The following is a 24,027-nucleotide window of genomic DNA, read 5'->3' as shown; positions in this document are numbered from 1 at the left end:
TATAGACTAAGCTATAGGAAGGCTTTTTGACGGGTTAATTTTTATAAAAAGCCAACAAAATAACCCTGTTACCGCAAAAGCTCTCCCTACACATTATTAAATTAACAAGGAAAAAACTATGGCCGTTAAAAAATTGACCAACACTGCCAATACCTGGCTAGGCACCAGTGGCAACGATAATATTGATGCGCTCGCAGGCAACGATACTCTGGATGGCGGCAAAGGTGATGATAAGCTGTTAGGTGGTGCAGGCAATGACCTAATCGCTGGTGGCGCAGGCAATGACACCCTTAACGGCAATGATGGCAATGATGTGCTGGATGGCGGTATTGGCATCGATACACTCTACGGCGATGCCGGTAACGATGTTATGTATGGCGGCTCAGGTTTTGACACACTTAATGGCGGCACTGGCAACGATTACCTGTTTGGTGGCGTAGAAAACGATACTTTATATGGCGGTGCAGGTTCTGATTTACTGGAAGGCGGCGATGGTGCGGATATTTTAGCGGACAGCAACAGCACCGATAAAACCAGTTACGGTAAGGTGAGTACTGAACAGGATGAGATGATTGGGGGGCTGGGTGGTGATACCTTTTATGGCGGTTACGACACCATGTGGGGCAATGATGGTAACGATGTTTTCAACGTAAACAACCAAGGCACCGTGTATGGCGGAACAGGCGACGATAAAATAACCGTAACCAATAGCAATGCTAAATTAAACTCATGGCTGGAAGGCGGCTTTGGCTCCGATACTATTATCTCGGGCGCTGGCAATGACACTTTATTTTCCGGTTATGGCTTTGACACCTTACAAGGCGGCGCAGGCAACGATAATTACGTGATGACCTTTGACGGCATGAAGGACACGCTTATTGAAAAACCCGCCGGAGGTACCGACACCGTCTATTTCATCCGCGATTTTAAAGACGATGGCCGTGATGATGATAAAGATGATACCGGTAAAGAACTTGATCCACCTGATTCCGGCACTACCGCTTATAACTTTAATGTCTTCTTGCCCACCAATATTGAAAACGGCGTACTGGATGACCAGACCTATATGTTTAATCCCAACCAGGTGCATTATGAGGTTGCCTGGCTGACCGGAAATGCACTCAATAATCGCCTGCAAGGAAGCTCGCTGGATGACATATTGGACGGTGGCGCAGGCAATGACACTATTATGGCAGGGGATGGCGATGATGTTATTTTTGTGGGCAAAGGTACTGATATCGTTAATGGCGGCGCGGGGGTTGATCTTGTCGCTTCCAGGGTTAGTTTTAACTTGTCTGGCCAAGCCACAGGCGTTGAAGACATTGATCTGCTCGATAGCGCCGGTGCAGCAAAAGCCATCGGAACCACGGGTAATAATCTCATTATAGGCAACCAGTTTGCCAATATCCTGGAAGGGGGTGCAGGCGACGATATATTGGATGGTTTTTATTCCAAAGACTTCGAACTTAAGGCTGATACGCTTAAAGCCACCGGAATCGACAAGCTGACTGGCGGTACGGGCAGCGATCTTTACCGTATTGATTCGGTGGAAGATAAGGTTATCGAAAATGCACCGCTTGAAGGCGTTGATACCGTCGAATTTAAAGGCGCGGGTTCTACGCCTACCGATACGTATGTTCTCCCTGCTGGCGTAGAGAACTTGAAAATACTGGGCAATTTAAAAGAAGGTGACGGTAACAATCTCAATAACCGCATTATTGGTGATGGTACGAATAACATCCTTAAAGGCGGTTATGGTGATGATTTTCTGGATGGTGGTTCAGGTGATGACCGCTTTGAAGGCGGTTATGGCGACGATACCTTTTTGGTTGATGATCTAGATGAAATTATTAAGGAAGTTGCTGGACAAGGCAATGACTGGGTTCAATCGGATAAAATCAATCTGGACTTGGGTACTCAGGGCAATTGGGTGGACATTGAAAATGCCCGGCTCACCGGCAGCAGCAATCTTAATGTAACCGGACGGGAAACCGATAATACCTTGATTGGCAACAAAGGCACCAATGTACTAGATGGCGGTAACGGTATTGATAGCTTGGAGGGCGGCCTAGGCAATGATACTTATGTAGTCGATAGCACCACGGATAAGCTGAATGAAGTCAATAATGAGCTGAACAACAAAAAAGAAATTAAGGACGGCTGGATCGATACCGTACAAAGTGAAATTACTTTCGATATATCCAAATTGGTCAATTTCGAAAACTTGTCACTGACCGGCAGCACAGCTATTAATGGCACAGGTAACCTCAATAATAACGAAATTCGCGGCAATGACAGCGTTAATATCTTAAAAGGGCTGGCCGGTAATGATATTCTTGATGGTGCGGGTGGCGTAGATACCTTAATGGGCGGTGTCGGCGATGATACTTATCGTCTATCCAATGATGGCGATATTATTAAAGAATTAACAGGCGAAGGCACGGATACCATTGAAATTCAAAATACTTTTTCCCTGTCGTCAGCTGACCTTAAAAACAATATAGAAAACCTGACCTTGATGGGGACTATCGCTATTGATGGCACAGGTACTGGCGGCAATAACGTATTAACAGGTAACTCAGCAAGCAATATGCTGACGGGGCTTGGTGGTGCTGATACACTCCTGGGTAAAGACGGCGCGGACACCTTAATTGGTGGCAAGGGTGCAGATACCTTAGATTTAACCGAATCGAAAGCGGATAAAGATGTCGTGCGCTTTGCCGCTGGCGATAGCATTGCCAGTGTTACTGAAGCTGACAAAATCATTAAGTTTGCCCTATTTTATGACACCCTGGATTTGGCTGGCAGTATTAAAATTGCAGCCACTTCAGCGGCCATAGACGGTGAAGATGCAGGCACCATAAAAAGCCATAAGATTGACAACGGCATTATCAAATTTGATGATACGGATTCTTTTGTGAGTACCTTGCCCATCTCTACCAATAACTTGAGCAATGCCATTGAATACCTTAAACAAAACATTACCGATAACGCTATTGTGGCTTTTCAGGCGGGCTCTGATATGTGGGTGTTTCAGGATAGCGGTTCAACCGACACACTGATTACTTTAGTGGGTGTATCGGGTGCTAACAGCCTGTCAACCGGCGGTTTTTCAGGTAACGCAATTCATATCGCATAAATTTGCTGCGACAAAATCCGCTTTTCAAGGTAAAGTTTGGTACACACCCCATGTACCAAACCCCGCGAGTTAATACAGGTGCAACGACATTATTTAATTGATAACGCTAAAATTACCTTAATGTTTTTGGTAGTGTTTGGGCATTGTCTTGAGCTAACGCACAATAGCACCATCCTGCATAACTTGTACCTGCTGATTTACAGCTTTCATATCCCTATGTTTGTGCTAATTTCTGGCATGTTGGCTAAAGCTGATATATCCAGTAAAGACCTTTTCAAACAAGTCTCATCACTGCTTATTCCACTGCTGATATTTGAGCTTATGTATGAAGTGCTGGAAGTCGCACGTTTTGGTAGCTTAAGTCATTACTCGCTTAACCTTCAACCTTACTGGCTACTGTGGTTCTTGTGGAGCTTATTTATCTGGAAATTAGGCTTACCGATTATTTCGTGGTTTAGATTTCCGGTGATTTTAAGCTTGATTATTGCCGTGGCCGCGGGTTATTCCACACAAATAGGTTATTTTCTGGGGCTGTCCAGAACACTCACTTTTTTTCCTTTTTTTGTATTGGGATATACACTCAAACCGGTGTTTTTTCAGCACTTGCAAAAGTATCATTGGCTGTTTTTTACAGCCATTATTTTGTTAGCTGGTGCATTATTAAATTATTTTAATAATATTGACGCACGCTGGTTTTATGGGAGTTTGTCCTATTCGGCTTTAGGTGTTGAGCAATGGTATGCGGGCTTTATTCGCCTTTTTATGTATGGATTTTCTTTTCTGGTGGGCATTGCCGTTATTGCGCTGATACCTAATACAGCATTAAAAATATCAGGGTATGGTGAGCGTACCTTGTATGTTTATATGTGGCACGGATTTTTTATTTTATCCATCAAGGCAATTGGCTTAGTTGATACCATAAGTATTTTAGGTCCGTGGACTACGCTGTTAATATTACTACTATTATCCGTGCTGATAACTACTGCGCTGGCTTCAAAACTGCTAAGCTCAATAACTGAAAAATTATTATTTGTACCCGTTAGAAAAATCTTCTTGAAAGTGCCTAACATCAGTTGATATTCAAAGGAGTCAGAGCGGACAGAGCCAACTGCTCTTGTCTGAATTCATTTATCTCATTATTATCAACACGCTCATAAATATCTTCAATAGCCAGCGTTAATTCAATAGAATCAAGGGTAATGGAATCACCCAAACTGTATTCTTCCGGTTTCCAATCATTTTTTTTACGAAGCACTTGCACCCGAACAATATCTTGCTCTATCAATACATATTCCAATAAAGAAGGTAAATTAATATACTGGATAAGTTTTGTTGTAAGGTCACGCTTTCTAGTCGATTTGGATAATACCTCAACAATAATCACTGGAGCATCCGTCAAGCCATCCTTATTGGTGTTATTACAATCAACCAACACATCAGGGTAGACATAATCTTTTGACACTTTTACCCTCAAGTCAGATTGCACTGCCTCACAAGGTGTGCCTTTCAGATGATTTCTCAATTCACCGAGAACATTTGCCGATATGCTGATATGATTTCTTGTTGCCCCAGCCATTGCATAAGCGTAGCCATCAATATATTCACGCCTTATCTCAGAATGCGGCTCACTCGCCAGATATTGTGCTTCGGTCATGCAAATGCCTTCAGATTTAAATTTGGATGGTAAGGCCATGACGTTATTCTCCGGTTTATTAGCTGAATGATGAAGTCTTTTGTATTTTAAATCTAAAAGTACATGTACCTGCCTAAGCTTAGGAACGTGCATGAAATAAGTTGAACAACTTAAACATCGCTTCCGTTCATGCTTGTCGAAGCATGAACTTGGCCAAGTTAATTCGTGCATGTTCCTTAGTAGTATTTGGCGTTATGATGTCGTATCATCTTATCACTTTACAAAACCACCTGTTAACAGCCAGAAACACTGTTTTGAATATTAAAACCCTATGAAGACAACAGAACAGTACAGCGGCGGTTATTCACCGTTAATTATCGACCAATTTAAACAGCGCTCGTTTGCTAAACAAGGTGCGTTTGTACAACCCTATTTAACAGCGGGTTTAAGCGTTTTAGATTGCGGCTGTGGCCCTGGCTCCATGACCTTGGATATTGCCGAATTAGTCAGTCCGGGTACTGTGTCTGGCATTGATTACAGCCCAATTCAAATTGAACAAGCTTTATTATTGCAGCAGCAGCGCGGTATCACCAACGCCAGCTTTACGACCGGCTCAGCGTATCAATTGCCGTTTGATGATGAGCAATTTGATGTGGTCTTTGCCCATGCCGTACTGTATCACCTGCAACAGCCTGAACAGGTGTTGGCAGAATTTCGGCGCGTATTAAAGCCAGATGGCTTAGTGGCTTTACGTGATGCCTGTCACACCGGCGACATGATGATGCCGTGGAATACTGATTTAGCCGCTGCGTGGGACACCATAAACAAAGTATTTTGTCATCAGGGCGGCAATATTTATTTTGGTTCCCGGCATAAGCAGCTATTACTTGACCAAGATTTTAAAGATATTGCCGTAAGTTGCAGTTACGATACCTTCGCTAGCAATGCCGAAAAAGACAGTATCCGCAGCTATTGGCAGCAGTTTTTAAACACCGATCACCGGCAACTTATTTTAGAACAGCAATGGCTGACGGCAGAACAATTGGATCAACAATGTGCGGCATTGGAGCAATGGTGCACTAATCCGGCCAGTTTTTTTGCAAGAGCCCGTTGCGAGGCCATTGCCCGTAAATGAAGCGCGATTACACTACGGTTTTACAGCTCACCGATCTGCATTTATTTGCGCAATCCAATGGCCACTTTAACAACATCAATACCCGCGATAGTTTTAATGAGGTGATAAACCATGTGCAACAGCACTATGATAATCCTGACATCATTATCATTACCGGTGATTTAGCCCACGATGACGAACCGGCCACCTACCAATTTATTGCCGAGGCTTTAAAAATCTTTAACGCGCCGGTGTATTGCGTGTTGGGCAACCACGATCACCAGGAAAATGCCTATACGGTTTACCCATTAGCGCCGGTTACTACAGACTTACATTGTGTGCTGGGCTGCTGGCACATTATTCTGCTTGATTCCAATCATCAGCCTATGCCTGACAATTATCAGGGTGAAGTCAGCCAAGCTGAATTGCAGCGGGTAAATGAGTTAATCGCCAAGCACCCTGACAAATGGGCACTGATTGCCATGCATCATAATTTACCGCATCATGATGATCGTGGCGTCATGCTGGAAGTACGTAATCATGAGCAGGTAATGGATTATTTTGAACAACAGCCCACTATCAAGCTGGTATTGTCGGGTCATGTCCATCAAGAATTTGTTATTGTGCAAAACGGAATTTGCTATTTATCAACACCGGCTACCGGTTATCAATCCACTTCTAAATCCGGTCAGATCACTGGCGAAGCGCCCGGCTATCGCTGGTTAAAACTTTACGATAATGGCCGTTTTGAAACCGATGTCAGGCGGGTGACGTATTGGGTGTCATGAATTATAAAATCGGTAACGGAAATTTTAATAGGACCAATAAAAACAATAATTTGCATGGTTATGCGCCCCCTCTACGGCTTACCCAAAGGGCGTAAGGGAGAGGGCTAGGGTGAGGAGAATACAATCAACACGTTATATTTCCCCTCATCCCAACCTTCTCCCTCTGGAGAAGGAGCTTAAAACTTGTGTAGACACTTATGTCTTGAACACGACTTTTCGCAATTCAAAACTTTATAACCGTTAAGCTCAGCCTATCAATGATGTATACTGATTGCCATTTTTTTAGCAAAGAGACTAACGATTATGGAAGAGCATTTCGCCAAAATTATTGAAGCAGTGGGTGAAGATATAACCCGTGAAGGCTTGATCGATACGCCAAAACGTGCCGCTAAAGCCTTTAAATTTCTTAATAATGGTTACGAAAAAACCTTGGAAGAAGTCTTAAACGGCGCTATTTTTACGGCTGACACGGAAGATATGGTGATCGTAAAAGATATTGAGCTGTACTCTTTATGTGAGCATCATTTACTGCCGTTTATTGGCAAATGTCACATCGGTTATTTACCGCAGGGAAAAGTGCTAGGTCTATCTAAACTTGCCCGTATTGTTGATATGTACGCCCGCCGCTTGCAAATCCAGGAAAAACTGACCAAACAGATCGCGGATGCTATTTCTCTGGCTATTAATGCCAAAGGCGTGGCAGTGGTTATTGAAGCCAAACATTTGTGCATGATGATGCGCGGGGTAGAAAAGCAAAATTCAGTAATGACCACTTCCGTGATGACCGGTATTTTTCGTAAATCCATCAGTACCCGTTCCGAGTTTTTAAATCTAATTAACAGATAACGTTTTAATAGTTCATCTGGTATTCCCTATTCTTAAATAGATAAGAGCTAACGCAATGAAAGAAACAATCTTACAAATGTGGGCTAATCTTCCTTGGCCCGAAGTTAAAGCCAGCCCGTTTATCAGTAAAGAAAACGGGGTACTTGATGAAAGCGCGTTTAATGTGATCGAAGTAGATAAGCTTTTTGATGCTGTAAACCACGCATCAACCACATTGGGCCAAGCTATCTTATATCGTTCGTTATCGCACCCCAGTGCTGATTTGCAAACCCTCAAAGACAAGCAGCAAGCGCTTGAAGAATTGCGTAATAATCCAGAATTAAAGCAGGCAGTTGAGCACATTGTCGAGACTGCGATTGCCGGTGAAAAAAGCCTATATTTGTTATTTTTTGGCAAATTTGTGGGCTCATTTACCTCAGCACGAAACATTGATGAAATTGAAGGCTACGGCTATTTGCAGTACAAAAGAGCCGTAGCTTTTATGCTGAATCTAGTGGCACAAACCAAAGCCCTGCCCTCAGCACAAAGTGTTTATTTGAATGAACTTTTCGACACCCTAAAATCTTTTGCACACACCCGACCTTATGCCCTGATGGAAGGCCCCGTTTATTTCAGCGAAAAAGGCATACAAACCAAACAGGAACGTGTTGGCTTGTTTCCATTTCCAGTCATCTTTAAGCCGCGTATTTTCAAACCGTTGTTGCTGGCATTAATATTTGTCGTGTTTTGCGTGCTGTTGTACTTTGTAGCCTCCGTTATTCCTGGTTCAATGGCATTTTTGTTCCCCTTTCTGCTGATTTATTTTCCTATTGTGGGTGGATATGATCGCGATAATTGCATTATTCCATTACGTAAAGAATTCAAAAACTCTCCTGAACTGGCAAAAACCCTGGATGCGCTCGGCCAACTCGATGAATTATTGGCGTTTATGAAATTTGCCGACAATTTTGGCCATGCGACCGTTTTACCCACATTGCTTGATGCTGATCATCACCGCATCAATCTTGTCGATGCGAAAAATCCAATCCTGGCGAAACAAAATAGTGCGTATGTTGGCAACGATTTTAGCTTGGAAGACGAAAAACTGGTGTTGGTTACCGGCCCCAACAGCGGCGGTAAAACAGCATTTTGTAAAACACTGACTCAAGTGCAACTGTTAGCGCAAATTGGTTGTTATGTGCCCGCCAAAGCAGCAGCGCTGACTGTAGCTGATAAAATATTCTACCAATCACCTGAAATTAGCCATTTAAATGATGGTGAAGGTCGTTTTGGTACCGAATTAAAACGCACCAAAGCTATTTTCTTGGCAACAACCGCCAAAAGTTTAGTTGTTCTGGATGAGTTGTCGGAAGGCACGACCTTTGAAGAAAGAATGGAATCGTCCTCTAACGTGTTAAACGGCTTTTACCGCAAAGGCAATAGCACGATTTTAATTACCCATAACCATCAGTTAGTTGATGATATTGTTAAGGCAGGCATTGGCTTAGCCAAGCAAGTGGAGTTTGCCAATGAGGCGCCTACTTTCAAATTAATACCCGGCATTTCACGGGTTAGTCATGCGGATCGAGTAGCCAAAAAAATTGGTTTTTCCAAAGAAGACATTGATAACTATTTGAATGAGTCCAAATGAAAATAGGCACAGCATTATCTAACTCCGCAACCAAAGCCTTACTTTTAGGCAGCGGCGAGTTAGGCAAAGAATTGACTATCGCATTGCAACGCTACGGCATAGAAGTTATTGCTGTGGATCGCTACGCAAACGCACCGGCTCATCACGTCGCCCATCGCAGCCATGTTATTGATATGACTGACAGTGAGGCTATCAAAAAAATCATTGCCCTGGAAGAGCCGGACTTTATTATTCCAGAAATTGAAGCCATTGCCACACAAGCCTTAGTGGAAATTGAACAACAAGGCATTAGCGTTGTTGTGCCTAACGCAAGAGCTATACAATTGACGATGAACCGTGAAGGCATAAGGGCTTTAGCGGCTGAAAAATTGAATATACCCACCTCAAAATACGCATTTGCGGAAACTTTTACCGAATTAAAAACCGCCGTTGAAAATAATATAGGCTATCCTTGTTTTATAAAGCCAACAATGTCATCGTCCGGTAAAGGACAATCGATGGTTAAAAGTGTTGGCCAACTGCAAGCGGCATGGGATTACGCCAAATCCAGTGGCCGCGTCGATACCGGTAAAGTGATTGCGGAAGCCAAGATCGATTTTGATTTTGAAATCACCTTGTTGGTGGTGCGGGCATTAAACGCTCACGGCAAGATTGAAACACACTATTGTGAGCCCATAGGGCATTACCAGGAAAATGGCGATTATCGGGAAAGCTGGCAACCGCAGGCAATGAATCCGGCAGCACTAAAAACAGCGCAAGACATTGCCTTTAAAGTAACAGAAGAGATTGGCGGCTTGGGCTTATTTGGTGTCGAGTTATTTGTACAGGGTGAAAATGTCTGGTTTAGTGAAGTCAGTCCAAGACCTCATGATACCGGCATGGTGACGATGGTAACACAGCAACAAAATGAATTTGAATTACATGCTAGAGCTATTTTAGGGTTACCGGTAAATACTCGATTACACACGGCAGGAGCCAGTGTACCTATCTTAAGCAACCTAGTAGCAAAAGATGTGGTGTATGAAGGGCTGGATAAAGCACTGGCTGTGCCGAATACTGAAATCAGATTATTTGCTAAACCGGAAGCGCTAATAAACAGGCGGATGGGGGTTGCGCTGGCAACTGCAGATACGGTTGAGGCAGCCAGAAAAAAAGCGGTGTCATCCGCAAAATCCGTAGGTATTCGCCCTGCATATTAGGTAGTCAACATGATAAGAATGACAGTTTTTTTAGGCACATTGCTGGTTTCCAATAATCTGTTAGCCGAGAGCTATTACCGGTATCAAAATGCCACTGGGGGTATTTTATTCACCAATAAATCGGCGGGGCTTAGTAACGATTGGAAGTTGACGGATCATAGAAAAATCAAGACACGCTCAGAAGACTCCAGCATTAAATCCCGGCCTTTTTCTTATAACCGCACGGCAGTGTCGTCAACAGGCACACTGGGCTTTATGCATTACGGTGAGCGCGAACGCTTGAATGCTCCTCGCCAGGATCCCTCGTGCGGCGCGGCCAAGGTATCTCATGATGCCCGCGGTTTAACAACAATATCTATACGCTCCTGTGAACCAAAAACCTCAACTTGGCCGAAAAGCAATCCCTATAGCGCCTCCCGTTCTGCAAAAAAATCTCAGTTTAACGAATTAATTACCCTAGCCGCACAACGCCATCAGGTGGATGAAAAACTGGTGCATGCCGTCATTCAAACCGAATCAGCTTACAATGCCAACGCCATTTCCTCTGCCGGTGCGGTGGGATTAATGCAGCTAATGCCCGGAACCGCAAGGCAATACGGTGTGACCGACCGTCATGACCCAGGACAAAATATTAATGGTGGAACAAAGTACTTACGGTATTTACTGGATTTGTTTAACTCGAATATGGACTTGGCAGTCGCCGCTTACAATGCCGGGGAAAATGCGGTAATGAAACACCATAACTCTATTCCGCCTTACCCTGAAACCCGCAATTATGTACGCCAAGTGTTATCCTTGTATAATAGGTAGACACGCTATCTGGCATAGTGCAAGTCATCAAGGTTTTTTGTCAAATAGTGTCAATAAAATTAACATCTTAGAGTTATAACTCTGTATAGACACCATTTAAACACCTTTGGGTGTTCCATTCTAATATATATCAAAACTCTCTCATTCGTAAGCTAATGAATTAATGTAGGTTACGCAATACTTCCTGCTAATTTTTTCTATTAGCAACCCACAAAAATGTAGTTATTTTTTACACTAATCTGCCAATAACTTCGCTCTTTTACTCCGCAAAACAATTTAAATCAATAACTGATTGATTTGATATAAAAATAAATACAAGGCATGAATTTTGCTTTATATTTTGAGTGTGCATAATTCATTAAACTCTTCGAGTTAAAATAATTTAAAATTCCTAAACCAAGAATTTCGATAACTTGCTCAGCCATTACCGTCATAAATGGAGAAAAAACCCCCTCTATTATTTTTTGAAAATTAGTTAACAATTCCAATCGACTAAAAGCTGTTAGCTGGGCGACAAGCTTGAAAATTATCTCGCTTTTTTAGAGCGATTGAAATAAACATCGCTTTATTTCCATGGATAAGGCGATAATCATCCTTAAATAAAATAACCCCCGGGAAGCTCACTATGTTTGCTGTCTTCTTTCTGAAGAAAATTGTCGTTTGGTGTGTACTCAGTAGTTTTATTATTTTATGCGCAGGCTGTGCATCAAATAGTAAGACCGACCTAAATCTTGTTGCAAATGAACAGGTAAAAGTCCAGCAAGATGCAGTAAAAATTAACCCATCAAAAATTGACGCTACGTTACAGCCAGAAAATATGACGGAGGTAAAATCTTCACAAGCTAAATTCAAAAAAATTTACAGCAAATACAACGCAAGCTCAGAAAGCTTACCCAAACTTCAAAAACAAAATGGCACCGATACTAAACAATTTCTGGCAAACAACCGTAATATTATTGAACAATATCAAAAAATTCATAAATCACTAGGCCAGCAACCGACCAGATTCATAGAAGGCGAATGCCTAGATGGACTTAGAAATACGGCTCTTAGAGGTAAGCATTGGAAACCCATAGCGTATAAAAAAGCCAAAATGCAGATACCTTATTCCACGGCACAAATCCGGTCTTATTTTTATAATCGGCTCCATAGCACTTCAATAAGTAAACTAAACTCACTGCATGCTAGCGGACGGGGCACACTGAATTTTGGCAGAAATATACCCAGAAGCTCAACAAAGCTGCTTAACCATGAAAGAATTTTGACAACTATTTCAACAGGCCCGTGTGCGCCGAAAACAATGTTCCTGACAAAAAGCAGCAGTTTCAACCCATCCCAATCTGAAAAAAAGTCACAATTTAATCACTTAATTGCCCAAGCTGCACAACGACATCAGGTAGATGAAAAATTGGTGCATGCGGTCATTCAAACCGAATCGGCTTACAATGCCAATGCAACGTCTTCTGCGGGTGCAGTGGGTTTAATGCAGTTAATGCCTGGAACAGCTAAACAATATGGGGTAACAAACCGAAACGATCCCACTCAAAATATTAATGGCGGCACCCGCTACTTGCGCTATTTGCTGGATTTGTTTAACTCGAATATGGACTTAGCCGTCGCCGCTTACAATGCGGGTGAGCATACCGTGATGAAATACAACAACTCCATTCCACCTTATCCTGAAACACGCAATTACGTTCGACAGGTGTTATCGTTATACAATCGATAAGCTATAAATCACTTATTGCAGATATTTTTTTCAAATTACTTCTACTGCAATGGTATTTTCAACCTCGACGCCAAGCATGGTATTTAGCCAAAATACGCAGTAAAAGTTGCGGTGCATGCTGGCGCTTCCAAACACCCGCGGCATTTTTGTTGGCTTCGGCAAGCGTCGGGTAAATATGGATGGTTCCCAGAATCTTGTTTAAGCCAATGCCATGCTTCATGGCCAGAACGAATTCGGCCATCAAATCACCGGCATGCTCACCCACAATAGTAACGCCCAGGATTTTATCCTTACCGGGCTGCGTCAAAATTTTCACGAAACCCTGCGCCTCACCGTCGGCAATGGCTCGATCAAGCTCATCAATGCCGTAAGTCGTCACTTCATAAGCAATGCCTTGTTTTTTGGCCTCTTGCTCGTTCAAGCCGACTCGTGCCACTTCCGGATCAGTAAATGTCGACCACGGAATGACTGAATAATCGGTACGGAATCTTTTGAACTGACCGAACAACGCATTGACGGCGGCATACCAAGCCTGATGTGAAGCAGTATGGGTAAATTGGTAAGGCCCTGCAACATCGCCTACGGCATAGATATTAGGATAATTAGTTTCCTGAAAACCATTGGTAGCAATAGTTTTGTGAGCCGATACGGCAATATCCAGCTCTTCTAATCCGTAGTCTTTAATATTGGCACTTCGACCTAGCGCAAACAGCACTTGATCAAACGGTATTTTAACGCTTTGACCTTTATGTTCGGCAATGAGGATTTTTTCGCCGTTTTCAATAATAAATTCTTTGGCGACGTGTTCGAGGCGTAGATCCATGCCCTCTTCCCGAAAACGTATCATTAGCATTTCCGCTGCATCCAAGTCTTCCCGCACCAACAACCGTGAGGCCATTTCCACTTGCGTCACCTGACTGTTGAACCGAGCAAAGCATTGCGCTAATTCACAGCCAATGGGGCCACCCCCCAATACCAACAGGCGTTTGGGTAATTCGCGCAAAGCCCAGATATTTTCTGAAGTAAGCGGTTGAATGTTTTCAATACCCGGTATAGGCGGCACCAAAGGCCTCGAACCTGTCGCAATGACAATAGATCGGGTCGTTAACGTTTTAACGCCCTCAGCCATTTTGACTTCAACTTGCCACGGAGAAATTATCTTAGCTTCCCCGGTAATTACATTGACCCCTAACTCAGTGTAGCGCTGAATAGAATCATGAGGCTCGACAATTTTAATGACCGATTGCACCCGCTCCATGACATCGGCGAAATCAAAATCGGCACTGGCCTGTTTAATACCAAATTCTTTCGAACGTTTTAAATGCGACAACCATTTCGCAGACCGGATCAACGCTTTGGAAGGTACGCAACCGGTATTCAAACAATCGCCACCCATTTTATGTTTTTCAATCAAAGTGACTTTAGCTTTAACGGCTGCGGCGATATAAGCCGTAACCAAACCGCCTGAACCTGCCCCTATGACAATCAGGTTGTTGTCAAATTGCTTGGGTTTTTGCCATTGGTGTGAGTCGCTCATGATTTAATAGCCTCCAGCATTTTTTTGGCTAATAGTGGGAAAACACCTAATAAAACAAAGGAAGCTACCAAGGGCGGGGACAAAATTCCGGATAAGGAATCAACTTTGGCCAACTGTGTACCGGCATTCACATACACCAGCGTTCCGGCCAGCATGCCCACTTGGCTGACCCAGTAAAATGTCCAGGTTTTTATTGCCGTCAAGCCCATTGCCAGATTAATCATAAAAAACGGAAACAACGGAACTAAGCGTAAGGTAAACAAATAAAACGGCCCTTCCCTCTGAATGCCTTCATCAATGGCCTGTAACCGTGTGCCAAAGCGTGAGTTAACGACATCCTGAAACAAAAACCGTGCCGCCAAAAATGCCAGTGTCGCGCCAGTACTGGAGGCAAAGGACACTATCAACGTTCCCCACCACAAACCAAACACTGCGCCACCGGCTAGCGTCAAGATGGTGGCACCGGGTAACGATAAGCCGGTTACCGCTATGTAGATCACGCTATAAATAGCCACTATCAAAACAGGATGGGCATTGCGGTAAGTTTCAATACTGGCTTGCTGGGATTTCAACGCCTCTAAAGTTAAATAGCGCTGAAGATCAAAACTGAAAAAAATGATGATTAAAACGACGATCACTGCAAACAACACAATTTTGGGGGTTTTCATAATACAACTCCTGTTTGCTTGAGTAATTGATTTTACATGTTTGATGCTATTTGGCCGATGTTTTATTCAAAAATATATTATCGATTATTTGAATCAGATAAATCGCATTTGATTTTTTCGCATATCAGATGGATACCGTTTTCTACGGATTGGATATTGCCGATATAATATCCAAGCGCCTCTAAACCCTTAGCTTTCAATTCATCCGCCGAAAAATAATGCCGTCTGGCTAACTCCAGAATATCTTCAACATCTTGCTCCGAAAAGCGCGCTATTTTGGAAAGCGCCAAATCAATTGGGGCTAGACAATACAACTGAATAACACTGTCGTTGTGACTGATGGGTGCTCCTTCAATCTGCGCTTCAGAATAAAGGACAATATCCTCTTCATAATTTTCGTGCATTAACGAAAGTGTGGGCGTGTAATTAGTATCAAAATAAATAAAACCTTCTGAACCGTCTTCCCGAATGTAATTGACCAGCAAATCTTCATAGGGCAATAATATTTTTCGTGAAAATACCGCATCTACATCTTCAGTGTATCGAGTGCCACAATAATAATTCATGGCCATTCCCCCCGCCAAAATCATTTTGACAGGCTCACCCCGGTAACCGTAAGACTGGAGCACCGTTGCTATTTTTTCGACCATGACTTTGAGGGCGTTATGCAAACATACTTGGCTAGCATTCATAGTTTGAACCCTTGTCCATCAAACTGAATTTGTTTTTTTAGCATGCCGGAAAAACGCGCACAATCGAACCGATATTGTTTAACCAGAACCGGCAATTGTTTTAATTCTAAGCCCCATTGATAACATACCATCCCCAATTCCTGATCCCTTTTGTACCAAGTCGTGCCCTTAAGAAACAATGCTGCTACCTTTAACTGTTCGGAAATATGGCTTAATGAAATCCAGTCATCCACTTTAAACTCACGGTATTGTTGTCTGCAAAAATCAATCAATACCTTATCATCCTCTCTCATTAATTTCTCCTGAGCCGTATATAAAACATGAGCTTAAGTTTGGAATGTAACCTTTTGTTGGCGCACCAAAGCTAATCTAAAACTGACCGGTTATTTGTTTTTATCAATGTTCTAAACTTAAAGGCTTGTACAAAATCGTCTCATCCGCACCAAGCTTACAGGCATTCTCACTGAGATGCCGCCGCCACAATCTACCCCCTGGCATACCATGAAACAAGCCCAAAATATGCCGCGACACACTGTTTAAACGCACACCGGCTTTAAGTTGCCGTTGAACATAAGGTATTAATAACTCTAAAATAGCCTCACGTGATGGCGGTTCAGCCTGTACCCCAAAAAATCGCCTATCCACCTCAGCCAATAAATAAGGATTATGATAGGCTTCCCGCCCCATCATTACGCCATCAATATGCCGCAACACTTCTTCAGCCTGATCTAGTGATGTAATCCCGCCGTTAAGGATAATTTCAAGCTGCGGAAAATCCGTTTTTAATTGATACACTACATCGTAGCGTAACGGCGGAACCTCCCTATTTTCCTTAGGCGACAAACCACTTAACCAGGCTTTTCTGGCATGGACAATAAACGTCTCGCAACCCGCCTTGGCAATGGTGCTCACAAACACACACAGCTCTTCATACGAATCCTTATCATCCACACCAATTCTGGATTTAACGGTAACTGGGATAGCAACCGCCTGCTTCATTGCCGCCACACAATCGGCAACCAGATCAGGTTCCACCATTAAACAAGCCCCAAAACGACCATTTTGCACCCGCTCACTGGGGCAACCGACATTCAGGTTCACTTCGTCATAACCGTAATCTTCGGCCATTTTTGCGCAAGTGGCTAAATCTTGTGGATTGCTGCCGCCCAATTGCAAAGCCAGCGGATTTTCCTCAGGATTAAATTGCAAAAATCGGTGGCTGTCGCCATGAATTAACGCACCCGTCGTCACCATTTCGGTGTACAACAGCGCATGTTGTGACATCAGCCGATGAAAATAACGGCAATGCCGATCAGTCCAATCCATCATCGGTGCAACGCAAAAGCTTCTGTTTAGGGGCGGGTTAATCGTCATGCTTTAAAAATTCCAAAAACAAAATATTTTAACACACGGGGTGTGCGGGTTCTTTCATGGAATAAAATGCAACAGCTATGGACTTATCACTAAGCCAATGCCTTTTGGCTTCACACTATAACGCCGTGTGCTAAACAAGCGCTTGTTGTTAGGTTTATTTTTAGCATAGAATCGCTTTTTAATACAGGCAGTGAGATAAACCAATGGCTCATGCAGCAACTGTTGAACCCATGACAACTGATGATTTCTTGAGCTGGGAAGCTAATCAGCCGACCCGACACGAATTTGTTGATAACGAAATTTTTGCAATGGTTGGAGTAACACGCCAACATGCAACGGTGGCGGGTAATGTGTTTGCCGTACTTAAGCAGCATCTTAAAGGCACGCCTTGCCGTGTTTACATGGCGGATATGAAAGTAAAGCTGCAAACGGCCAATGCTTTTTTTTATCCTGATGTGTTTGTAACATGTTCGGAACAAGACCATCAAGCCGAGCTTTTTATGTCTGAACCCCGCTTGATTGTTGAGGTGCTATCGGAATCAACCGAAGCGTATGATCGGGGTGATAAGTTTGAGAAATACCGGCAGTTTGCTTCCTTGCAGGAATATATGCTGATTAACCCGATTAAACGCAAGGTGGATAGCTTCCGTTTGGATAATACCGGCCATTGGGTGCTGTATGAGTTTGATGGCGATGCGCCAATTGAGTTTGAGAGCGTTGGGTTGGTGTTGGATAACATTGTGCTTTATGAGGATGTTTAGCGCAGAATTAGCCAGTGAATTTACCCGCCGTATGGTTGGATAACATTGTGCTTTATGAGGATGTTTAGCGAGCCCAACTTATAAGGTGGTTTCGCGACAGCAAACCGCCATGCCCAATACATTGCAATGGCCAAAATAACGCATTTTCTTGCAAGCACTCAATTTACCCACCAATGATCTCCTAGGTAACTTCAAAGCCTCCCTAAAAAACCGATTGGAAGTTCAAGTAAGACGAGACCATTAGTTTGCCGCCAATTGATTGCAACGGCATCAATAGCCGAATATAGCCAAATCCCCGCATTTTCGATTTACATCCCCCTAAGCCCCGCTATATTGCCCGACTAAAGCTGAATATTCCCCCAAATTTGGATACAATGAAAACACACCTATCCAAAAACCCATAACCGAGCAGCCTTGCATGACCAAACAAACCGTATTAACCGGCATCACCACCACTGGCACACCGCATTTAGGCAATTACGTCGGTGCAATCCGCCCCGCCATCGCCGCCAGCAAAGATGCCAACTTCGCACCGTTTTATTTTCTGGCTGATTACCATGCCCTCATCAAATGCCACGAACCCGAAAAAGTGCGCCAGTCCAGCCTTGAAATTGCCGCTACCTGGCTGGCTTTAGGGTTAGATACCTCCAATGCCGTGTTTTACAGACAGTCCGATGTCCCCGAAACCATGGAATTAACCTGGATGCTGACCTGCGTAACCGCCAAAGGGCTAATGAACAGATCGCATGCCTACAAAGCTTCGGTAGCCGATAATGAAAACAACGCTGAGAATGATCCCGATAAAGGCATTACTATGGGTTTGTTCAGTTACCCTATTTTAATGGCGGCGGATATTCTTATATTTAACGCCCATAAAGTGCCGGTGGGTAAAGATCAAATTCAGCATATTGAAATGGCACGGGATATTGCCGGACGCTTTAACCACATTTACGGTGAACATTTTGTACTGCCAGAGGCCATAATTGATGCCAATACTGCAACTTTAGCCGGTTTGGATGGTCGGAAGATGAGCAAGAGCTATAACAACACCATTCCTTTGTTTGAGCCGGAAAAAAAGTTGAAAAAACTGATTAACAAAATCAAAACCAACTCACAAGAACCTGGCGAACCCAAAGATCCGACATATTGCACGTTGTTCAGTATTTACCAAGCGTTTGCCACGGCCGATGAAGTTGCCGCCGTAAAACTGCGTTACGCTGAAGGCATAGCTTGGGGCGAAATGAAACAGCTGTTGTTTGACTACATTAATGCCCATGTTGCACCGGCAAGAGAGATCTATGATGAACTGATGCAAAAGCCCCAACACATTGAAGAACAATTACAAGAGGGAGCTCGTAAAGCACGCGCCATCAGTGCTCCTTTTATAAAAGAACTGCGCGAAGCCGTTGGAATTTCAAGGATTGCATTGTGAATAAAGTAGAAACATTTGGCGGATGGCTGCAACAGTCATTATTATTTATTAAACTTGCGCCTTGGGTTTGGGGCGGCTACACGGCATTTGTGGCAGTGCTGCTAACGATAGGCAAAGTCTCTATGGCGCTGGGTGTATTAGGTGCAGTGGCCTCCTTATTTGTGGGTGTAGGTGTTAGCAAATACATAGACATGAGGCACAATGGGGAAACCAACCAGCCAGTGTCCTGGGCCATTAACAAAAGCTTGCCTTTAGCTTTATTGGCAGGCGTTGGCATTATGGTCTGCTGGTTTGTGTTTATGGTGTTTGCTAATTTGCTATCGGGTGAATATGACAAAATACTGGATTTTTTCCTTCAGTTAGATTTTTCCGATGTCCATTTAAAACGCAGATCAGTACGGGAAATTGCCAGCTGGCTATACGATTATGCTACGGTTGCCTTGATGTTTACCCTGCTTATGCTGTGTACGCTAGGCAGCTGGTTTAGTTATCCGCTAATGTTATTCCAGGATTACACTTGGAGCCGCGCCAAAAGCTTGGGTAAAAGCACGCTCGCCACCCGTAAAAAGGCACTCTATAACATGCTGGGTTTTATCTTTTTTGAAGCCTTGATGTGTGGGGCTTTTACACCGCTGTTAACCCCTGTTTTGTATATGCTGACATCCACCTTGATGTATGTTTCTTACAAAAACCTGTTTGAAATTAAAGCATAGCGATGCAGTTCGGAAAAGACTGGAATAAGGGATGGGTATTTTCAGCAGGAAGTTGAATGACCAACTGAATTTGTCCACCAAACTCTTGCTTTAAAATAACCCCATCGAGTTTTTTTAACAGAAACTCCAGGGGTTGTAGCTGTTGGTAATCCAGGGTCAACTGAATGCTAGCCAATTCAATATAAGGCGATATTTGCGCAGCCTCAATCACATCTCTGGCAGTATTGCCATAGGCTCGCATTAATCCCCCAGCGCCCAATTTAATACCACCAAAATACCGAATCACGGCAATGGTAAGGTTAATTAGATTTTTGCCTTCAATATGCTGAAATATAGGTTTTCCCGCCGTACCGGTAGGTTCACCGGCATCATAAAAACGATAAATCAAACCGTTTTCTGTTTTAAGCCGGTAAGCAAAAGCGATGTGGCTGGCATCAGCGTATTCAAGCGCTAATTGTTTAAGGCTGTTTTGTACCTCCTGCACATCAATACACGGTATAACGACCCCAATAAAACGGGATTTTTTTATGTTATTTTCAAGGCTATGTTTGGTTTTTATGCAGTACACGCTTATCTTTAAAAGTATTGGGTTTAATCATAGTAACTCAGTGAGCGCACAGCTATAAAAGTTTGGCATTTGGGTTGGGGTTAAACAATTAAGTTACCATACAATCATGTAAATTAAATTTTGCTTCAGCTGAGGTTAAGTTAATTATGCTATAGTCAAGCCGCAAAACTTTGCAAAAGATGTCATTTTAATTTAGCTGTATTCTATTCAGCTGACTATATAAAGCTAAATCGCACCTAGATATTCATAAACTAAAAAGGTAAAAACAATGATAAAAAAAATCTTGCTTGTAGCTATGAGTAGTACATTTCTTTTAACGGCTTGCGTCACCGATCCTAATACTGGGCAATCACGGGTTGGCAATACGGCCAAAGGCGGCGGCATAGGTGCTGTGCTGGGTGCTGCAACTGGAACCGCATTTGGCGGCAACGATCTTAAAAATGCCGGTTGGGGCGCTTTAGCCGGTGGCGCAGTAGGCGCGGCGGTAGGTGCTTATATGGATCACCAACAAAAAGAAATGCAGCAATCTTTGCAAGGTACCGGTATTGTGGTAGAAAGAACGGCCGAAAATACTCTGAATCTTAATATGCCGAGTAGCATTACCTTTGGCTTTGATTCCTCGAATCTTACTTCACAAGCTACAAGCTCATTAGATTCTGTCGCTAACGTATTAAATAAATATCCGGATTCAAATATTACAGTTACTGGCCACACCGACGATAAAGGTGCAGATGCCTATAACCAGAATTTATCTGAAAGACGTGCGGGCAGTGTTGCAGGTTATCTGTCCCAGCACGGCGTTAGCAGTTCGCGTTTAACCCAGCAAGGCATGGGTGAAAGGCAGCCTTTAGAGAATAACACCACCGAAGAAAATCGGGCTAAAAATCGCCGTGTAGAGCTAAAAATTGTTGCTAACAACAATGCAGGCGGGGGGCAAGGTGGTGGAACTCAACAGCAAGGCTATCCACAACAACAACCGCAAAACTACCCGCCACAACAGGGTTATCCGCAGCAGCAAGGCTATCCTCAACAACAAGGTTATCCGCAGCAGCAAGGCTACCCACAGTAAAATCTAATCGCTTTTTTCTGTAGCGCCTTGTGGCGCTACAGTTTTTAAATCATTTGCCCTAAGGCAAACGCCCCCAAATACGTGGTAACAAAATAAAATGAGGCCAGGGCAATACTGGCCGCCATATTGATGATAATGGCTCGCTTAAAAATATACGCGACTACCGCAAAATCCCATAACGCAAGGACGCCTAACAAATAATAACTTAAAGGGTCTTCAGTGACTGTCAACCAAACCATTACTGGAACAATTGCAACTGAAATAACATTGGCAGAAAATAAAACCGCTGTTGTTATTTGAATGTAAACGTAGAGCGTTTTATTTAAAAACAGTACTAAGCCAATAAACATAAGCGTCAAAACAGTTTCAATTCCCACTTCAAAAAACGCTTCGACGGGATCATCCGTCATATTAGCCTGCATCAGGTATTGGACTACAAAAGAAAACAGCAAATTTTGTCTAAAAAAAGCCATCGACCGGGGTAAGTCAAGAGGATTGCTTTTTAGCCAGCAAAGAGGCCAATACTGTTTTAAAAGATCCATAACATAGTTAGTCTGGTTACACGGTATTTATGATTATTTTATCGAATAGCCTTTTAAAATCCGTTTTTATAATTGCACTTGATCTCGGTAATTACTAAAGCTGTCATTTAATGATTGCACTAACTCTTTGGTTTTATCAGACAGCTGCATTAATCGGGCTCTGGTTTTTTTATTCCAGCCTACCGGCTCGGAAAGCGGCAGCATAATACGAGAAAAGGTCAGATTCTTTTCAAAAAGTCCGGATAAGCTTTCTATTAATTTTAATTCTTTCTGGCGCGTATTTAAGCGTTCAATGGTAAATTTTGCATAGAGCCTATTAAACATAAAGTGCAACGGTATCATAATGGCTACTAGCACCGCGAGTACTATAGGGCCTATGATGGGATCAATTAAAAGATCCAGCACGCCAATTTGCACCTCGGCCAGAACCAGCAAACTTGCGATGAAGCCTAGCACAATTAAGCTTGACATGTTCGATCTATCTTTCCAAACAGCAATGCCTTGCTTAACCTCCGGTATAAGCACGCTGTCAAGTTCACGGATGTTTAAGTCCAGCGCATGCAAAATACGATAAGACCGGTTATGGTCAGCATTGGCCATGCGCTGGTCTATTTCGGCAAAATCCAGCCTATTCGTTGCACTACTAAGGCTTTGTTGATTAGGGACAACAATAAACTGTCCGGTATCCAGACCCAACTCGGCGAGCCTTCTTTGCCAGGAGGCAATAAGATCATCGTGTCGTGTAGGGTAAAACGTTGGCGCCGGCCCATCTATCAGGTAAACAAATTTATTAAGATTTTGCTGACGAATAATATGGGCTATTAACTCTTCAATTAACGGCGTGGAGGAATCAAAAACGTCAGTAAATATAAATACCAGATCGGAGTTTTCAAGGACGTGTTGCGTTAATAATGAAATGATCGGATTACTCACGGCAGCACTCATATTGGGTGCATCAATAAATAATCTATTTTTTAAGCGCTCACTATTAAGCGTGCGTAGTTCTAAATAAGCGTTAATACGCTCACCTTCCCCCGCCTGCTGTTCTTCAATCTTATGGCTGATCTGATAAAAAGGATAACGGTAATCGACATCCAACGCCGTGCCGGGCAAAATAGTGGAAGCAGATTGGTTACTGTGTAATAAAGCAGTAAATTTGTGATGAGAGGCCTGAATGCCAGAAAATAATAGCTCTGAACCAAAATAACTATTAATAAACCTCGACTTCGCGGTAGAATTGCCGCCGATCAAACTAACGATAGGCCACCATGAGTTTTTTCTGGCGGTTGTTTCATCCATGTCGATAAGCCCCAAATCATATTCAACCTGATCTAACTCATGAAAAACTTTTGCTGCTTTTAACAAGAGTGGATTATCACTGGCAAAATGTTTTTCGAGATTGATCAGGTATTTGCTTACCGTCTTTTCAGTCATGATTGTGGATCCTTGTTCGTTAGATTTTTATAGCTGTAAACAAATAAGCTGAGGTTTTTACGCTCAAAAGTAACCTGATAATACAAAAAACCCGAACAATGTTAAAGGTATTTTATTGCAGTAGAGCAACAAGCGTTAGCGCAGCTTTTTTTTCTACCCTCTTAAACTCGATAAATAATACCTTAGGCTTATAAAATGTACCGCACTCACCCCATAAAAAACGTTTGGCCTACTCAAAACAAGCACAGTATCAATTATAGACATTTCAGCCTATTACTATTCTGTATCGTCGCAATGCCAGGCTGCTCCTCATTAAGTTTTAATAGTTATGGTGCAAATGGACTGCCTC

The 24,027-nt window shown here is 43.0% G+C and carries 19 protein-coding genes and 2 pseudogenes; 13 read left to right on the top strand and 8 right to left on the bottom strand.

Annotated features, from left to right (window positions below):
* The first annotated feature begins 118 nt into the window (after positions 1-118).
* Positions 119-3,139, top strand: coding sequence for a calcium-binding protein (locus ACHZC4_RS04280; protein ID WP_394752584.1), 3,021 nt, complete (start codon positions 119-121; stop codon positions 3,137-3,139).
* A gap of 78 nt (positions 3,140-3,217) precedes the next feature.
* Positions 3,218-4,216, top strand: a complete 999-nt coding sequence (locus ACHZC4_RS04275; protein ID WP_394752583.1) for an acyltransferase family protein — start codon at positions 3,218-3,220, stop codon at positions 4,214-4,216.
* On the opposite strand, the gene ACHZC4_RS04270 is transcribed toward ACHZC4_RS04275, so the two are convergent.
* The gene (locus ACHZC4_RS04270; protein ID WP_394752582.1) at positions 4,209-4,793 is read right to left on the bottom strand and encodes a Uma2 family endonuclease; all 585 of its coding nucleotides are present in this window, start codon (positions 4,791-4,793) and stop codon (positions 4,209-4,211) included. The genes ACHZC4_RS04275 and ACHZC4_RS04270 overlap by 8 nt on opposite strands.
* A gap of 310 nt (positions 4,794-5,103) precedes the next feature.
* Between ACHZC4_RS04270 and ACHZC4_RS04265 the strand changes: the two genes are divergently transcribed.
* From ACHZC4_RS04265 to ACHZC4_RS04235, 7 genes and pseudogenes are all read left to right on the top strand, one after another.
* Positions 5,104-5,907, top strand: a complete 804-nt coding sequence (locus ACHZC4_RS04265; protein ID WP_394752581.1) for a class I SAM-dependent methyltransferase — start codon at positions 5,104-5,106, stop codon at positions 5,905-5,907.
* On the top strand, positions 5,904-6,674 hold the full coding sequence (locus ACHZC4_RS04260; RefSeq protein ID WP_394752580.1) for a metallophosphoesterase family protein: 771 nt from the start codon (positions 5,904-5,906) through the stop codon (positions 6,672-6,674). The genes ACHZC4_RS04265 and ACHZC4_RS04260 overlap by 4 nt, the downstream gene beginning before the upstream one ends.
* 303 nt (positions 6,675-6,977) lie before the next feature.
* On the top strand, positions 6,978-7,520 hold the full coding sequence (folE, locus tag ACHZC4_RS04255; protein WP_394752579.1) for a GTP cyclohydrolase I FolE: 543 nt from the start codon (positions 6,978-6,980) through the stop codon (positions 7,518-7,520).
* 55 nt (positions 7,521-7,575) lie between these two features.
* Positions 7,576-9,150, top strand: a complete 1,575-nt coding sequence (locus ACHZC4_RS04250; RefSeq protein WP_394752578.1) for a DNA mismatch repair protein MutS — start codon at positions 7,576-7,578, stop codon at positions 9,148-9,150.
* Entirely contained in the window at positions 9,147-10,349 is a 1,203-nt protein-coding gene (gene purT, locus ACHZC4_RS04245; protein WP_394752577.1) for a formate-dependent phosphoribosylglycinamide formyltransferase, read from the top strand. The genes ACHZC4_RS04250 and purT overlap by 4 nt, the downstream gene beginning before the upstream one ends.
* 9 nt (positions 10,350-10,358) lie before the next feature.
* On the top strand, positions 10,359-11,159 hold the full coding sequence (locus tag ACHZC4_RS04240; protein WP_394752576.1) for a lytic transglycosylase domain-containing protein: 801 nt from the start codon (positions 10,359-10,361) through the stop codon (positions 11,157-11,159).
* 1,357 nt (positions 11,160-12,516) lie between these two features.
* Positions 12,517-12,888, top strand: a pseudogene (locus ACHZC4_RS04235) (lytic transglycosylase domain-containing protein); the annotation flags it as partial.
* Positions 12,889-12,946: 58 nt separating this feature from the next.
* On the opposite strand, the pseudogene ACHZC4_RS04230 reads toward ACHZC4_RS04235, so the two are convergent.
* The 4 genes and pseudogenes from ACHZC4_RS04230 to dusA all read right to left on the bottom strand — a co-directional run bounded on the left by ACHZC4_RS04230 (position 12,947) and on the right by dusA (position 17,159).
* Positions 12,947-15,093 (bottom strand): annotated as a pseudogene (locus ACHZC4_RS04230) (FAD-dependent oxidoreductase).
* Positions 15,094-15,170: 77 nt separating this feature from the next.
* A complete protein-coding gene (locus tag ACHZC4_RS04225) occupies positions 15,171-15,785 on the bottom strand; it encodes a DUF6036 family nucleotidyltransferase (protein WP_394752575.1) in 615 nt (204 codons plus the stop codon).
* Positions 15,782-16,078, bottom strand: coding sequence for a hypothetical protein (locus ACHZC4_RS04220; RefSeq protein WP_394752574.1), 297 nt, complete (start codon positions 16,076-16,078; stop codon positions 15,782-15,784). The genes ACHZC4_RS04225 and ACHZC4_RS04220 overlap by 4 nt, the downstream gene beginning before the upstream one ends.
* A 103-nt stretch (positions 16,079-16,181) precedes the next feature.
* On the bottom strand, positions 16,182-17,159 hold the full coding sequence (gene dusA / locus ACHZC4_RS04215) for a tRNA dihydrouridine(20/20a) synthase DusA (protein ID WP_394752573.1): 978 nt from the start codon (positions 17,157-17,159) through the stop codon (positions 16,182-16,184).
* A 203-nt stretch (positions 17,160-17,362) separates the two neighbouring features.
* On the opposite strand from dusA, the gene ACHZC4_RS04210 reads away from it, so the two are divergent.
* The 3 genes from ACHZC4_RS04210 to ACHZC4_RS04200 all read left to right on the top strand — a co-directional run bounded on the left by ACHZC4_RS04210 (position 17,363) and on the right by ACHZC4_RS04200 (position 20,065).
* A complete protein-coding gene (locus ACHZC4_RS04210; RefSeq protein ID WP_394752572.1) occupies positions 17,363-17,920 on the top strand; it encodes a Uma2 family endonuclease in 558 nt (185 codons plus the stop codon).
* Positions 17,921-18,338: 418 nt separating this feature from the next.
* A complete protein-coding gene (locus tag ACHZC4_RS04205) occupies positions 18,339-19,352 on the top strand; it encodes a tryptophan--tRNA ligase (RefSeq protein ID WP_394752571.1) in 1,014 nt (337 codons plus the stop codon).
* The gene (locus ACHZC4_RS04200) at positions 19,349-20,065 is read left to right on the top strand and encodes a hypothetical protein (protein ID WP_394752570.1); all 717 of its coding nucleotides are present in this window, start codon (positions 19,349-19,351) and stop codon (positions 20,063-20,065) included. The genes ACHZC4_RS04205 and ACHZC4_RS04200 overlap by 4 nt, the downstream gene beginning before the upstream one ends.
* Here ACHZC4_RS04200 and ACHZC4_RS04195 read toward each other — a convergent pair.
* Positions 20,055-20,633, bottom strand: a complete 579-nt coding sequence (locus ACHZC4_RS04195) for an IMPACT family protein (protein WP_394752569.1) — start codon at positions 20,631-20,633, stop codon at positions 20,055-20,057. The two genes, ACHZC4_RS04200 and ACHZC4_RS04195, sit on opposite strands and share 11 nt — an antisense overlap.
* A gap of 268 nt (positions 20,634-20,901) precedes the next feature.
* Here ACHZC4_RS04195 and ACHZC4_RS04190 point away from each other — a divergent pair, with 268 nt between their 5' ends.
* Entirely contained in the window at positions 20,902-21,702 is an 801-nt protein-coding gene (locus tag ACHZC4_RS04190; protein ID WP_394752568.1) for an OmpA family protein, read from the top strand.
* Between the two features lie 44 nt (positions 21,703-21,746).
* Here ACHZC4_RS04190 and ACHZC4_RS04185 read toward each other — a convergent pair whose 3' ends face one another.
* Together ACHZC4_RS04185 and ACHZC4_RS04180 are read right to left on the bottom strand one after the other, a co-directional pair.
* A complete protein-coding gene (locus ACHZC4_RS04185) occupies positions 21,747-22,175 on the bottom strand; it encodes a hypothetical protein (protein WP_394752567.1) in 429 nt (142 codons plus the stop codon).
* A 135-nt stretch (positions 22,176-22,310) separates the two neighbouring features.
* Positions 22,311-23,678, bottom strand: coding sequence for a hypothetical protein (locus ACHZC4_RS04180; protein ID WP_394752566.1), 1,368 nt, complete (start codon positions 23,676-23,678; stop codon positions 22,311-22,313).
* Positions 23,679-24,027 lie beyond the last annotated feature (349 nt).

The organism is Crenothrix sp., from assembly GCF_043729335.1.
In the GTDB taxonomy this organism is placed as follows: Bacteria; Pseudomonadota; Gammaproteobacteria; order Methylococcales; family Methylomonadaceae; genus Crenothrix.
Note: the sequence above shows the minus strand (reverse complement) of the source record. Positions and strands in the feature narration are given on the sequence as shown.

Coding starts and splice junctions, on each gene's coding strand:
- ACHZC4_RS04210 (WP_394752572.1), top strand. CDS start 17,363: ATGGCTCATGCAGCAACTGTTGAACCCATGACAACTGATGATTTCTTG.
- dusA (WP_394752573.1), bottom strand. CDS start 17,159: ATGACGATTAACCCGCCCCTAAACAGAAGCTTTTGCGTTGCACCGATG.
- ACHZC4_RS04220 (WP_394752574.1), bottom strand. CDS start 16,078: ATGAGAGAGGATGATAAGGTATTGATTGATTTTTGCAGACAACAATAC.
- purT (WP_394752577.1), top strand. CDS start 9,147: ATGAAAATAGGCACAGCATTATCTAACTCCGCAACCAAAGCCTTACTT.
- ACHZC4_RS04205 (WP_394752571.1), top strand. CDS start 18,339: ATGACCAAACAAACCGTATTAACCGGCATCACCACCACTGGCACACCG.
- ACHZC4_RS04185 (WP_394752567.1), bottom strand. CDS start 22,175: ATGGCTTTTTTTAGACAAAATTTGCTGTTTTCTTTTGTAGTCCAATAC.
- ACHZC4_RS04240 (WP_394752576.1), top strand. CDS start 10,359: ATGATAAGAATGACAGTTTTTTTAGGCACATTGCTGGTTTCCAATAAT.
- ACHZC4_RS04225 (WP_394752575.1), bottom strand. CDS start 15,785: ATGAATGCTAGCCAAGTATGTTTGCATAACGCCCTCAAAGTCATGGTC.
- ACHZC4_RS04260 (WP_394752580.1), top strand. CDS start 5,904: ATGAAGCGCGATTACACTACGGTTTTACAGCTCACCGATCTGCATTTA.
- ACHZC4_RS04270 (WP_394752582.1), bottom strand. CDS start 4,793: ATGACCGAAGCACAATATCTGGCGAGTGAGCCGCATTCTGAGATAAGG.
- ACHZC4_RS04250 (WP_394752578.1), top strand. CDS start 7,576: ATGAAAGAAACAATCTTACAAATGTGGGCTAATCTTCCTTGGCCCGAA.
- folE (WP_394752579.1), top strand. CDS start 6,978: ATGGAAGAGCATTTCGCCAAAATTATTGAAGCAGTGGGTGAAGATATA.
- ACHZC4_RS04265 (WP_394752581.1), top strand. CDS start 5,104: ATGAAGACAACAGAACAGTACAGCGGCGGTTATTCACCGTTAATTATC.
- ACHZC4_RS04280 (WP_394752584.1), top strand. CDS start 119: ATGGCCGTTAAAAAATTGACCAACACTGCCAATACCTGGCTAGGCACC.
- ACHZC4_RS04180 (WP_394752566.1), bottom strand. CDS start 23,678: ATGACTGAAAAGACGGTAAGCAAATACCTGATCAATCTCGAAAAACAT.
- ACHZC4_RS04190 (WP_394752568.1), top strand. CDS start 20,902: ATGATAAAAAAAATCTTGCTTGTAGCTATGAGTAGTACATTTCTTTTA.